The following is a 12,436-nucleotide window of genomic DNA, read 5'->3' as shown; positions in this document are numbered from 1 at the left end:
AGGCATCGGATTTGTCCCAAAAGTGGGAACCACTTTTGGGTCCGATGCCCTAGGTTCCGCGGCGTTGAGTTTGGCAGTCCTGGCGCTGGGAGGGCTTTTCGGTTCCGCCCTGGCCGCATCCTATGATTTTGTGCCCGCGCCTCAGACCGATCTAAACCGGATTTATAGGATCGATCGGATCACGGGCGAGGTGAGTTCCTGCCAGTATGGACTACAGGAAGGCACAATTGGGGTCACGCTGTGCTTCAGCGCGGGCGAGGGCGCAGGACCACAGGCTCCGGGCGAGTATGGGCTCGTCGCCTCCCGCCACGAGCGGGAAGGGGGCGTCTTCCGGGTCAATTTCCGGACCGGGCAGATGAGCATCTGCTACGTGTTCGATGAGCGGGTAGTATGTACACCTCAGATGACCCCATCGCCTGCCGCATCGACGGCTGCGCCGACCGCTGCGACGCCGAGCGTCGGCTCGGGGACGGGCGCCTCGCCGCAGCGTCCTTGAGGGCCGACGAGATTTTTCGGGCTCTGCCGAAGGTGAAACGTTCTTTCTTCCAGCCATCCTGACATGCTAGAGGCGAACAAAACAGTCTTTCACAGGCCAGAGCGGACATATTCTCAGAGGATTTCAGTGAGCGACAATCTCAAGCGTGCTGCAGCCGAACGGGCTGCCGAGCTCGTCACGGACGGCATGAGACTGGGCTTGGGCACCGGCTCGACCGCCGCGCATTTCGTTGCGGCCATCGGTGAGCGCGTCCGCAGTGGGCTCAAGGTGATGGGTGTTCCCACCTCCGAGGCGACCCGCGACCAGGCGCAGCGCGAGGGCATTCCCCTGTCGACCCTCGACGAAACCCCGGATCTCGACCTGACGGTCGACGGAGCCGACGAGCTCGATGACGACCTTCGCCTCATCAAGGGCGGAGGCGGCGCTCTCCTGCGCGAGAAGATCGTCGCGTCCGCGAGCCAGCGGATGATCGTTATCGCCGACGGATCGAAGCACGTCTCGAAGCTCGGCCGCTTTCCTCTCCCCATCGAGGTCGTGCCCTTCGGCCTCACGGCCACCGAGCGGGCCATCGTCCGGCTCCTGGACAGCCTGGGCATGAGCGGCGAGTTGCATCTCCGGCATGCTCCCGATGGTGCAGCCTACGTCACCGATGGCGGCCATTTCATTCTCGATGCGCATCTTGGGCGCATCGACAAGCCGAACGTGCTTGCCTCGACGCTGAACAACATTCCCGGCGTCGTGGAGCACGGTCTTTTCCTGGGCCTTGCCACCGGCGCGATCCTCGCAACGGGTGACGGGCTTGTCGAACTCGGTCAGCTCTGACCATAAGCTATGACGATTGGAGCCACTTCTATGATCCGCAACGCCTCCCGCCTGGCCGCGACCTCCGTCGCGCTGTTCATGCTCGCGAGCCCGGCTTTCGCGCAGCAGGCGCAGCAGCCCAGCGCCAGCCACCTTGCCGCCGGCCGCGATGTCGCCGTCAGCTCCGGTATGACGGCCGCCTTCGACGCGATGACCGGCCCGCTGCTCAACCAGCTTCAGCAGATGAACGTGACCCGACCGGAGATCCGGCAGGATCTGGAGCAGGTCGTGGCCATCATCCGACCTGAGGTCGAGCAGAAGAAGCAGGAGATGATCGATACCACCGCGCGCATCTTCACGACCCGGATGACCGAGGCCGAGCTGAAGGAGGTTGCGGCCTTTTACAAGTCTCCGGTCGGCCAGAAATACGTGCTGATCCAGCCCGGCGTCCTCGACGACGTGGTCCGCGATCTCTCCGTCTGGTCGCAGCGGACCTCGGAGTTCATCATGAGTCGTGCCCGCCAGGAAATGGGCAAGCGCGGACATCAGCTGAACTGAGGTTCTGCCCATTCACTTCCCAGTGCAAGGAAAGCCCGACTTGCCGGGCTTTTTCATTGCGGGCGCCAACCCTTGCCGCTGCCAAGCTCAGCACTAGCATTGTCTCTGCAGGGCTTTCTCCTCAGGTTTGCCGGCCCGCATGCCGCGCGCCACCAATGGACGAAGCCTTTCCACCTCCCCGCCCGCAGGGCAGGGGCCTCAGAGGAGTGGGTCATGGCTGAAGACTGGGCTGCCGATGTCAAGAAATATGCTGCGAATGCCGACGATAAGGCGATTGCCGGTATCGTTCGATACCTCGGCATTGCATTGCAGAACCGCGACTCCGCACTCGTCTCTTTCTCGGACAAGGAGGAGCTTGCTCGTGTGCGCGACAATTTCCTGAAGAAGAAGCTCGGGCTGACGGCATCGGACGCCGAACTCGATCAGGCCGTTCTCGCGGTCGGGGAAAAGCTCAAAGGCGACCGCAGCAAGAACCGGGTGACGGTTTATTACCTGCTGGCCGAACAATTCGGAAAGCTATCAGCCTTCTCATCGTAGACCGCTTACGACCCTCCTAAGGCCGCTGTGCTCCTCGCCCTCAATGAAGGGCGAGGAGGGGTTCGTGCAATGCGAGATTAATCCTCGACAGCCTTGAACCGGCTCAATCCCTTCAGGAAGAAGGGCAGGAGCAGGGCGATCAGGGCAATGACGAGCAGCGTCGCCGAGATCGGGCTCTGCAGCAGCACCATCGGATCGCCGAGGCTGATCGACAGCGCCCGGCGCAGCTGGCTCTCCGCGATCGGTCCCAGGATCAATCCGACGACGACCGGAGCGATGGGGAAGTCGAACCGCCGCATCAGGAAACCGAGCACGCCGAAGATCGTCAGCATGATGAGTTCCACCGGCGACGGATTGGCCGCGATGGTGCCCATGGTGGCGAAGACCAGAATGCCCGCATAGAGCCAGGGCTGCGGAATCTTCAGGAGACGGACCCAGAGGCCGACCAGCGGCAGATTCAGCACCAGCAGCATGACGTTGGCGATGAACAGGCTGGCGATCAGGCCCCAGACCAGTTTCGGCTGGTCGGCAAAGAGCAGCGGGCCTGGGTTGAGGCCATATTGCTGGAAGCCCGCCAGCATCATGGCCGCCGTGGCCGAGGTGGGAAGGCCGAGCGTCAGCAGAGGCACGAGGGTGCCGGCAGCGGCCGCGTTGTTGGCGGCTTCGGGGCCGGCCACGCCCTCGATGGCGCCCTTGCCGAATTCCTCAGGATGCTTCGTCAGGCGCTTCTCGGTCGAATAGGACAGGAAGGTCGGAATCTCTGCGCCACCCGCGGGAAGCGCACCGATCGGGAAGCCGAAGGCGGTGCCGCGCAGCCAGGGCTTCCATGAGCGCTTCCAGTCCTCCTTTGTCATCCAGAGAGAGCCGCGGACGGCTTCGAGCTTCTCCTCGTGAACGTGGCGGCGCGAGGCCACATAGAGCGCCTCGCCCACAGCAAAGAGGCCAACCGCCAGGGTCGTCACCTCGATATTGTCGTAGAGCTCCGGAATGCCGAAGCTCAGGCGCGACTGGCCAGAGAGAATGTCGATGCCGACAAGGCCGAGCAAGAGGCCGATGGCCAGGCTGGTCAGGCCGCGTACAGGCGAATCGCCGAAGGTGGCCGAGACGGTCACGAACGCGACGCACATGAGGGCGAAGTAATCCTCGGGTCCGAAGCTGACCGCGATATCGACGAGATAGGGCGCCAGGAAGGTCAGGCCGAGGGTAGCGACGGTCCCGGCAACGAAGGAGCCGATGGCCGCCGTGGCCAGCGCCGGGCCGCCGCGTCCGGCCTTGGCCATCTTGTTGCCTTCGAGCGCGGTCGCCATGGAGGCGCTTTCGCCGGGTGTATTGATCAGGATGGCCGTGGTTGAGCCGCCATACATGCCGCCATAATAGATGCCGGCGAACATGATGATTGATCCGCCTGGATCGAGCTTGAAGGTGATCGGCAGGAGCAGGGCCACGGTGAGCGCCGGGCCGATGCCAGGCAGAACGCCGACGGCGGTGCCGAGAAGAACGCCGATGAGCGCGAACAGCAGGTTCATCGGCTGGATGGCGACGGCAAGGCCGCTCGCAAGGGAGGCAAAGGCTTCCATGACAGGCCTCAGAATAGACGTTCAAGCGGCCCGGCCGGCAGGGACAGGGTCAGGAGCTTGGCGAAGAGCACATAGATGAAGACGGCAATCACCGCGCCGATCAGGAGATCGGTGAGGAAGGCGCGACGACCGAAGGCCGCTGAGGTCGTAGCGAACAGGATCGCCGTACCGATCATGAAGCCGCCGCCGATGGCGATGAGGATGATCAGGCAGGCGAGCCCACCAAGGATCAGGACAATCGGCTTCCAGTCGAGGTGGTCGCGGGCGGGCAAGTCGCCGCGCAGGGCGCCGATGGCGTTGCCGATGGTCAAGAGCGCAAGGCCTATCGAGACGATGACGGGCATCACCTTCGGGCCGAGGTCATAGGGAGAGAGAATCTGCAGCTTGGACATGTCCCACCAGACCACGCCGGCGAGGACAAGAAGAATGAGTGCGATGACGAGGCCTGCCACGTCGATGCGCCGCTGGGGAGATGGTGCCATGGAACGTCCCAAAAAAGAAGCGCCGCGCTCCGAGAACGCGGCGCTTCCATCGGCCTTTAACTTGAAATTTAAGACTTCACCAGCCCCACCGCAGTGAGCACTTCTTTCGTGCGGGACTGCTCGTCGGCCAGAATCTTAGTGAAGGCATCGCCGGAGATGTAGGCGTTTTCCCAGCCCTTGGCCTTCAGGATTTCCTGCCATTCCTTCGACTGGGCCATCTTGTCCATGGCGTCCGTCAGGGCCTTCTTCTGATCGGCGGAGATGCCTGGAGGGGCAACGACGGCGCGCCAGTTGGCGATCTCGAGATCGATGCCCTGCTCCTTGATGGAGGGCACGTCCACATTGGCCGTCTTGGTGGCTGAGGTCAGGCCGATGAGGCGCAGCTTGCCTGCCTTCACCTGGCTCTCGAACTCGCCATAGCCCGAAATACCCGCCGTCACCTTGCCGCCGAGGATCGCTGCCAGAGCCTCGCCGCCGCCGGAGAACGGAATGTAGTTGATCTTGGTCGGATCGGCGCCCGCTGCCTTGGCGAAGAGGGCAGCCGCGATATGGTCGACGCCGCCGGCCGAGCCTCCGGCCCAGGTCACCTTGGCCGGATCGGCCTTGATGGCCGCGGCGAGATCCTTGGCGTTCTTGATCGGCGAGTCGGCCGGAACCACGATCGCTTCGTATTCGGTCGTCAGGCGCGCGATGGGCGTCGTCTGTTCGAGGGTGATGGGCGACTTGTTGGTCAGGAGCGCGCCCACCATCACGTAGCCCATGACCATGAGCTGATGGCCGTCGCCCTTGGAATTGTTCACGAGCTGGGCGATGCCGATGGAGCCGCCGGCGCCGGGAACGTTGGTGACCTGTACGCTCTTGGCGATGCCGGACTGGGTCAGGGCCTGCTGCATGGAGCGGGCTGTCTGGTCCCAACCGCCGCCTGGCGCTGCCGGAGCCATGATCTTGAGCTCCATCTGAGCTGCAGCCGATGTCACGAATCCTGCCACGGCCGCCGCAGCGAGAGCGCTGCGCCAAAGACCTTTACGGAACTGGCTCATAAGTTTCCTCCCTTGACGCTGAAAATCGGGTCAGCGCGTCCGGGGCAGACCCTAATGAGGGAACGCGGGAGCGGCAAGCGGCTTGCTTCTTTATCGCTGTTGAACCTTCGCGTAAGAGCTTCACTCTCAGGCGGACAGCCATGTGCCCGAAGCAGGGCTGGCGGGCGACTTCGTCCGAAACCGTCACTATATGAATGATCAAGTTTACAGAATTGAGCGGAGACCGCGCCATGTCCTCATTCGACGTTGACCTATTCGTGATCGGAGGCGGATCCGGCGGTGTTCGCGCGGCGCGTATCGCGGCGAACTACGGCGCGAAGGTCATGCTGGCCGAGGAAGACCGGCTCGGCGGAACCTGCGTCATCCGCGGCTGCGTGCCGAAGAAGCTGATGGTCTATGCCAGCCGTTTCGCCGACGATTTCCACGATGCGGAAGGCTTCGGCTGGAGCGTCGGCGAGACGCGCTTCGACTGGGCGACTCTGATCCGCAACAAGGATAAGGAGATCGACCGGCTCGAGAGCATCTATCGGGCCAACCTGGAAAAGGCGGGCGTCGAAATCGTCGACAGTCGGGCCGTGATCGAGGATGCGCATACGGTCCGCCTGCTCAAGTCCGGCGCGCGCATCCGCGCCCGCTACATCCTGGTGGCGGTTGGCGCCCATCCGACCTTGGAGCCAGCTATTCCGGGCGGGGAACTCGGCATCACGTCCAACGAGGTCTTCCATCTCGAGAGCCTGCCGAAGCGCATCCTTGTGGTCGGCGGCGGCTATATCGCCGTCGAGTTCGCCGGCGTCTTCGCCGGTCTCGGCAGCGAGGTCACGCTCCTGCACCGGGGCGACAAGCTCCTGCGCGGATTCGATGATGATGTGCGGGAGGCGCTCGGCGAAGCCTACATTCAGCGCGGAATCAACGTTGCCCTGAACAGGACGGTGACGCAGCTCGCCAAGACGTCGGACGGCATCGCCGCGACCCTGTCCGACGGCTCCGTGCTGACGGTCGATCAGGCTCTCGTCGCCACGGGACGGCGTCCGAACACGAAAGGGCTCGGGCTGGAGAATGCGGGCATCACCCTCGACGAGGTCGGTGCCATTCCGGTCGACGGCTATTCGCAGACGATCATTCCTTCCATCTATGCCGTGGGCGACATCACCAACCGGGTCAATCTGACCCCCGTCGCCATCCGCGAGGGGCATGCCTTCGCGGACACGGTGTTCGGGGCTAAGCCGACCATCGTGGACCACGACCTGATCCCCACGGCCGTCTTCTCGACCCCCGAGATCGGCGTGATCGGCTGCGGTGAGGCGGTCGCACGGGCGGTTTATGGCGAGATCGACGTCTACAAGACTGCCTTCAGGCCGATGAAGGCCACGCTCTCGGGCGGGAAAGACCGAGTCTTCATGAAGCTCATCGTCGACAAGGCGACCGACAAGGTCGTGGGCGTCCACATCATGGGACACGACGCGGGCGAGATGATCCAGCTTGCTGGCATCGCCGTCACCATGGGCGCCACCAAGGCCGATTTCGACCGCACCGTCGCGGTTCACCCAACGGCGGCCGAAGAGCTGGTCACCATGCGCACCCCTGTGGTGGTCAAGAAGCCGGTGGCGGTGGGATAATGGTGTTGAAATTGATCTTGAGAGACCTGAAGCCATGACTCTCCTGGAAGCCTATGTCCACTTCGGCATCCCGGTCATCGCCGTGGCGATGGGGTTTGGCGCCCTCTGGATGTCCCGGCGCGAGAACCTTCAGCGCCACGCACGCTGAGGAACACTTTTCCCATTTCGCAGGATTCAAGATAAAATTGGGATGCTCGCAGCATGCGGTCTCCGAATGCGCGGCGTCTCTCTAACGCACTCGCCTTTTTGTTTATGTCGTGTATAGGTGCCCGTTCGTGCCGCTTGTTGCGGTGAACGATGAGGATATTTGAGAAAGGACACGGGGGTAAGGGTCATGACCGAGCGGTGGACGCCCGATAGCTGGAGAAACAAGCCGATCCAGCAGGTTCCGGCCTATCCGGACCTTGAGGCACTCGAGAGCGTCGAGCAGCAGCTCGCCGGCTTTCCCCCGCTCGTTTTTGCAGGCGAGGCCCGCAAACTGAAGCGGACACTCGGTAAGGTCGCCAAGGGCGAGGCCTTCCTGCTCCAGGGCGGCGATTGCGCCGAGAGCTTCGCAGAGCATTCGGCCGACAACATCCGCGATTTCTTCCGCCTCTTCCTCCAGATGGCCGTGGTGCTGACCTATGCGGGCGGCTCGCCGGTCGTGAAGGTCGGCCGTGCGGCCGGCCAGTTCGCCAAGCCGCGCTCGGCCCCGACGGAGACTATCGACGGTGTCGAGCTGCCGAGCTACCGCGGCGACATCATCAGCGACATCGCCTTCACCCCGGAGGCCCGCACGCCGGATCCGCGCCGCCAGCTCATGGCTTACCGCCAGTCGGCCGCGACGCTCAACCTGATCCGCGCCTTCGCTACCGGCGGCTACGCGAACCTTGAGAATGCCCATCGCTGGATGCTCGGCTTCGTGAAGGATTCGCCGCAATCCTCCCGCTACAGCGAGTTGGCCGAGCGCATCACCGAGAGCCTGAACTTCATGCGGGCCATCGGCATCGATCCCGAGACGCATCCCGAGATGCGCTCGACGGATTTCTACACCAGCCACGAGGCTCTGCTGCTCGGCTACGAGGAGGCCATGACCCGCGTCGATTCCACGACCGGCGACTGGTATGCCACCTCGGGCCACATGCTTTGGATTGGCGACCGCACCCGCCAGGTCGACCACGCCCATGTGGAATACATGCGCGGCATCAAGAATCCGATCGGCCTCAAATGCGGCCCGTCGCTCTCGCCGGATGGGCTGCTCAAGCTCATCGACACCCTCAATCCCGAGGACGAGGCCGGCCGCCTCACCCTGATCTGCCGCTTCGGCGCGGACAAGGTGGGCGATCACCTGCCGGGTCTCATCCGCGCGGTGCAGCGGGAAGGGCGCACGGTCGTGTGGTCCTGCGATCCGATGCATGGCAACACCATCAAGGCGGCCTCGGGCTACAAGACCCGGCCGTTCGAGCGGGTCATGGGCGAGGTCCAAGACTTCTTCGCCATCCATCAGGCCGAAGGCACCCATGCCGGCGGTATCCATCTGGAGATGACCGGCAAGAATGTGACGGAATGCACCGGTGGCGCCCGCGCGCTCACCGATGCAGACCTGCGCGACCGGTACCACACCTATTGCGATCCGCGCCTCAACGCTGAGCAGGCGCTCGAAATCGCCTTCCTGACCTCGGAGCTCATCAAGCGGGAGCGCCAATCAAGGGAACTACCGTCCGCCCTGGCGGCGGAATGAACGACTGGGCTGATTAAGAAAAAGGGGCGCCAAAAGCGTCCCTTTTTCTTTACGCATACGCAACTCTACTCGTATTCGCTATCAGCTCAGATAGCCCATGAAGAAGAGAATAAGAATGATCGGCAGCGGAATGCCGATGAGCCAGAGCAGGCCGCCTTTCAACATGTCAGTCTCCCAGTGTTTCGTGTGGAAACAACGAACTGAACTGTTGCAGGTTCCCATAAAGCTTGAGCTTTGCCGAAGTTATTGAAGCGCGAAATTCAATCCGCCGCGAGACCTATGCAAAGGCACCGGATCAGCCTTGCCCGATGAGCGTTTAAGAGTTCATGGGAAAGCTTTACCCTTGCATTGCTGCGCCCTCGGTGGCGCGCTAAGTCACTGGTGCCATGGCTCAGAACACGCTCAAGATCGCGCTCGCGCAACTCAACCCCATCGTCGGCGATGTGGCCGGCAACGAAGAGAAGGCGCGGGTAGCCCGCGCGGAAGCGGCCCGGCTCGGGGCCGATCTCGTGATGTTCGCCGAGCAGTTCCTTGCGGGCTATCCCGCCGAGGACCTCGTGCTGAAGCCCGCCTTTCAGGATTCCTGCCGCGCCGCTCTCGAACGGCTCGCCCGTGAGACGGCGGATGGCGGTCCCGGCGTGCTCATCGGCCTGCCATGGCGGGAAGGTGGTGAGCTCTACAATGCCTATGCGCTGCTCGACGGCGGCGCTATCTCCGTGCGTTTCAAGGTCGATCTGCCGAATTACGGCGTCTTCGACGAGAAGCGCAATTTCGCGGCCGGGCCTCTGCCAGGGCCGGTGAATTTCCGCGGCATCCGCTTAGGCCTTCCAATCTGCGAGGACATCTGGACCGGCGATGTGGTCGAATGTCTTGCCGAGACTGGCGCCGAGATGCTCCTCGTCCCTAATGGCTCGCCCTATTGGCGCGGCAAGACCGAGGAGCGGTTCAATATCGCGGCGGCCCGCGTGACCGAGAGCGGACTTCCGCTCGTCTATCTCAATCAGGTCGGCGGTCAGGACGAACTGGTCTTCGACGGCGCCTCCTTCGTGTTCAACGCCGATTGCTCTCTCGCCTGCCAGCTGCCCGCCAACGAGGAGATCGTCGCGCTCACCATCTGGGAAAAGGGCGAGGATGGCTGGGCCTGCCGCGACGCGCCCATCGTGACGGTGGAGGAGGGCGAGGAAGCGGATTATGCCGCCTGCGTTCTGGGCTTGCGGGACTATGTGAACAAGAATCGTTTCCCCGGCGTGGTGCTGGGTCTGTCCGGCGGCATCGATTCCGCTATCTGCGCCGCCATGGCGGTGGATGCGCTTGGGCCTGAGCGGGTGCATTGCGTGATGTTGCCCTACCGCTACACCTCGGGCGAGTCGCTCAAAGATGCGGAGGAATGCGCCAAGGCCCTCGGCGTTCGCTACGACATCCTGCCGATTGCTGAGCCCGTCGAGGGTTTCGAGGCCTCGTTGCAGCCTCTGTTCGCGGGCCGGGAGCGCGACATCACGGAGGAGAACCTCCAGAGCCGCGCCCGCGGCACCATCCTCATGGCGATCTCGAATAAGTTTGGCGCCATGGTGGTGACGACCGGCAACAAGTCGGAAATGTCGGTCGGCTACGCTACGATCTACGGCGACATGAACGGCGGCTTCAACCCGATCAAGGATCTCTACAAGATGGAGGTCTATCGCATTTCAGCCCTGCGCAACCGTTGGAAGCCGAAGGGGGCGCTGGGACCGGACGGCATCGTCATCCCCGAGAACATCCTGACCAAGGCGCCTACGGCTGAACTGCGCGAGAACCAGAAGGATCAGGATTCGCTGCCGCCTTACGAGGATCTCGACGAGATCCTGCGCGGCCTCGTGGAGGAGGAGCTTCGCGTTTCCGAGATCGTCGCGAAGGGCTACGACCGCGAGGTCGTTAAGAAAGTGGAGCGGCTGCTCTACATCGCCGAATACAAGCGCCGTCAGGCTGCACCCGGCGTGAAGGTCACCCGCAAGAATTTCGGCCGCGACCGCCGCTATCCCATTATCAACCGCTACCGCGATCAGGGATTGGAGGCGCACCAGAAGGATGAGGCGCTCGAGCGCGCCATCGGCAAGCCGCGCACTGGTTCGATGGATGTGTGATCTTTCCTTCCCGGCGCCCCCTTGCGCCGCGGTGCGCGCTTCGCCATAGCATCTGCATGTCCAAGCCCATCGTTCGCTTTGCCCCGTCCCCGACCGGGCACATCCATATCGGCAACACACGCGTTGCCCTGCTCAACGCGCTCTATGCGCGGCGGGAGGGCGGCACCTTCATCCTGCGCTTCGACGATACGGACGTGGCGCGGTCGAGGAAGGAATATGCGGATTCCATCGAAGCCGATCTGCACTGGCTCGGCATCCCGCCCGATGTGATCGTGCGCCAGTCGGACCGGTTCGACCTGTATGATGCCGCCGTCGAGCGGCTGAAGGCGGTCGGCCGCCTTTACCCCTGCTACGAGACGCAGGAGGAGCTGGAATTCCGCCGCAAGCGCCAGCTCGCCCGCGGCCTGCCGCCGATCTACGATCGGGCCGCCCTCAAGCTCACGGACGAGGATCGGGCGAAGCTCGAACAGGAGGGGCGCCGGCCCCATTGGCGCTTCCGGCTCGAGCCCACAAACGTGACCTGGGAAGACCTCGTGCGCGGCCATTGCCATGTGGATTGCAGCTCGCTGTCCGATCCGGTGCTGGTGCGCGAGGACGGGACCTACCTCTACACCCTGCCGTCGGTGGTGGACGACATCGAGCTTAACGTGACCCATGTGATCCGCGGCGAGGATCACGTCACCAACACGGCGGTGCAGATCCAGATCTTCGAGGCTCTGGGTGCTGACGCTCCCACTTTTGCCCATCACAGCCTGCTGATCACGGCGAGCGGCGAGGGCCTGTCCAAGCGTCTCGGGCACCTCTCGATCAAGGGCCTGCGCGATGCCGGGCTTGAGCCGCAGTCGGTAGCTTCGCTCGCCGTGCTGGTCGGCTCCGCGGAGGCCGTGCGTCCGGTGGCCGATCTCAACGAACTCGCCCGCCTGATCGATTTCTCCCACATCTCCCGCGCGCCGGCGAAATTCGACGAGAGCGAGCTGGAGCACCTGAATGCCCGCCTCATCCACGAGATGCCATACGGGGCCGCGCGGGAGCGCCTCGCGCAGCTCGATGCGGATGCCGGCGAAGCCTTCTGGCTCGCAGTGCGCGGCAACCTGACGAAGGTCCGGGATGCGGTCGAGTGGGCGAAGGTCGTGCGCGGTCCGGTAACGCCGGTGATCGAGGACAAAGCCTTCATCGAGGCGGCCACGGCCGTTCTGCCCGCGGAGCCATGGGATGCTTCGACCTGGAAGGCTTGGACGGAGGCCGTGAAGACCGCCACCGGCGTGAAGGGCAAAGCCCTGTTCATGCCGTTGCGCCTCGCGCTCACCGGGCTCGATCACGGGCCGGAGCTGGGAGCGCTGCTTCCTCTGATCGGACCTGAGCGCGCGAAGGCGCGGCTATCGGGGCAGGCGGCGTAATCGCGCCCAAACGTTATTCTCGTCATGCCCGCACTTGTTGCGGGCATCCACGTCTTTGAACCACCGCGCCATCAAGGCGTGGATGGCCGGGA

Annotated in this window: 11 protein-coding genes; 8 read left to right on the top strand and 3 right to left on the bottom strand. The window is 63.6% G+C overall.

The window, feature by feature from the left end; genetic code table 11:
* Positions 1 to 64: 64 nt before the first annotated feature.
* The 4 genes from ACS5Q1_RS17425 to ACS5Q1_RS17410 all read left to right on the top strand — a co-directional run bounded on the left by ACS5Q1_RS17425 (position 65) and on the right by ACS5Q1_RS17410 (position 2,392).
* A complete protein-coding gene (locus ACS5Q1_RS17425; protein WP_203440367.1) occupies positions 65 to 496 on the top strand; it encodes a hypothetical protein in 432 nt (143 codons plus the stop codon).
* A 126-nt stretch (positions 497 to 622) separates the two neighbouring features.
* Positions 623 to 1,318 (top strand): ribose-5-phosphate isomerase RpiA, encoded by a 696-nt coding sequence (rpiA, locus tag ACS5Q1_RS17420; RefSeq protein WP_473099366.1) that lies wholly within the window; start codon positions 623 to 625, stop codon positions 1,316 to 1,318.
* Between the two features lie 30 nt (positions 1,319 to 1,348).
* Positions 1,349 to 1,855 carry a DUF2059 domain-containing protein gene (locus ACS5Q1_RS17415; protein WP_473099365.1) on the top strand — a complete coding sequence of 169 codons (507 nt, stop codon included), beginning with the start codon at positions 1,349 to 1,351 and terminating at the stop codon, positions 1,853 to 1,855.
* A 213-nt stretch (positions 1,856 to 2,068) separates the two neighbouring features.
* Positions 2,069 to 2,392: a DUF2853 family protein gene (locus tag ACS5Q1_RS17410; protein WP_203440364.1), complete on the top strand. Its 324-nt coding sequence runs from the start codon at positions 2,069 to 2,071 to the stop codon at positions 2,390 to 2,392.
* Between the two features lie 77 nt (positions 2,393 to 2,469).
* Here the strand turns inward: ACS5Q1_RS17410 and ACS5Q1_RS17405 are convergent, their stop codons facing one another.
* The 3 genes from ACS5Q1_RS17405 to ACS5Q1_RS17395 all read right to left on the bottom strand — a co-directional run bounded on the left by ACS5Q1_RS17405 (position 2,470) and on the right by ACS5Q1_RS17395 (position 5,491).
* Positions 2,470 to 3,969 (bottom strand): tripartite tricarboxylate transporter permease, encoded by a 1,500-nt coding sequence (locus ACS5Q1_RS17405; RefSeq protein WP_473099364.1) that lies wholly within the window; start codon positions 3,967 to 3,969, stop codon positions 2,470 to 2,472.
* Positions 3,970 to 3,977: 8 nt separating this feature from the next.
* A complete protein-coding gene (locus tag ACS5Q1_RS17400) occupies positions 3,978 to 4,451 on the bottom strand; it encodes a tripartite tricarboxylate transporter TctB family protein (protein WP_473099363.1) in 474 nt (157 codons plus the stop codon).
* A 68-nt stretch (positions 4,452 to 4,519) separates the two neighbouring features.
* Positions 4,520 to 5,491: a Bug family tripartite tricarboxylate transporter substrate binding protein gene (locus ACS5Q1_RS17395; protein ID WP_203440361.1), complete on the bottom strand. Its 972-nt coding sequence runs from the start codon at positions 5,489 to 5,491 to the stop codon at positions 4,520 to 4,522.
* Between the two features lie 230 nt (positions 5,492 to 5,721).
* On the opposite strand from ACS5Q1_RS17395, the gene gor reads away from it, so the two are divergent.
* The 4 genes from gor (at position 5,722) to gltX (ending at position 12,344) form a co-directional block, all read left to right on the top strand.
* Entirely contained in the window at positions 5,722 to 7,107 is a 1,386-nt protein-coding gene (gene gor, locus ACS5Q1_RS17390; protein ID WP_473099362.1) for a glutathione-disulfide reductase, read from the top strand.
* Between the two features lie 334 nt (positions 7,108 to 7,441).
* Positions 7,442 to 8,827, top strand: a complete 1,386-nt coding sequence (locus ACS5Q1_RS17385; protein WP_473099361.1) for a class II 3-deoxy-7-phosphoheptulonate synthase — start codon at positions 7,442 to 7,444, stop codon at positions 8,825 to 8,827.
* 386 nt (positions 8,828 to 9,213) lie between these two features.
* Entirely contained in the window at positions 9,214 to 10,947 is a 1,734-nt protein-coding gene (locus tag ACS5Q1_RS17380) for an NAD+ synthase (RefSeq protein WP_473099360.1), read from the top strand.
* A 56-nt stretch (positions 10,948 to 11,003) separates the two neighbouring features.
* Complete coding sequence (gene gltX / locus ACS5Q1_RS17375) at positions 11,004 to 12,344, top strand: glutamate--tRNA ligase (protein WP_473099359.1); 1,341 nt, start codon at positions 11,004 to 11,006, stop codon at positions 12,342 to 12,344.
* Positions 12,345 to 12,436 lie beyond the last annotated feature (92 nt).

The sequence above is a fragment of the Microvirga sp. GN3 genome (assembly GCF_055792825.1).
This window is presented reverse-complemented; position numbering and strand designations above follow the sequence as displayed.